This window comes from Bifidobacterium pullorum subsp. saeculare (genome assembly GCF_016899725.1).
GTDB lineage: Bacteria > Actinomycetota > Actinomycetes > Actinomycetales > Bifidobacteriaceae > Bifidobacterium > Bifidobacterium pullorum_C.
Window position 1 is genome coordinate 1 of sequence record NZ_JACLYU010000205.1, and the last position, 456, is coordinate 456.

Consider the following 456-nt stretch of genomic DNA (forward strand, 5'->3'; position numbering starts at 1 on the left):
GGCCCAGGCCGAGCAGATGATCGAGGCGCTCGAGCGCAAGGGAATCCCGTACGCCTACCTCGCCTTCGAGGGAGAGCAGCACGGCTTCCGCAAGGAAGCGACGATCCGCCGCGCCGCCGAGGCCGAGCTGGCCTTCTACGGGATGATCTTCGGCTTCGAGCCTGCCGACGAGATCGAGCCGATCGAGCTCCACAACGCCCCGGCTTGACCGCGGCCGAGCAAGAGCGCGTTGTCCTCTACGACTCGGACTGCGGCTTTTGCAAGTGGAGCCTGGACAAGCTCCTCGCCTGGGATCGCCGCCGGGCCCTGAGGCCGGTGCCGATACAAAGCGGAGAGGGACAGCGCCTGCTCGCCCCGATCCCCGAAGCGAGGCGCCTGGATTCCTGGCATCTGATCGCTCCCGACGGAGCGATCCACTCGGCCGGCGCCGGGGCCCCGTTTTTGTTCGAGGTGCTC

Annotated in this window: 2 protein-coding genes; both read left to right on the top strand. The window is 68.0% G+C overall.

From position 1 onward, the window contains the following. A partial coding sequence (locus tag H7U32_RS10185; RefSeq protein ID WP_204469908.1) for a prolyl oligopeptidase family serine peptidase occupies window positions 1-208 on the top strand: 208 nt, incomplete at its 5' end. Then, window positions 205-456: thiol-disulfide oxidoreductase DCC family protein (locus H7U32_RS10190; RefSeq protein WP_204469909.1), on the top strand; the 252-nt coding region annotated here is incomplete at its 3' end. The genes H7U32_RS10185 and H7U32_RS10190, both read left to right, overlap by 4 nt.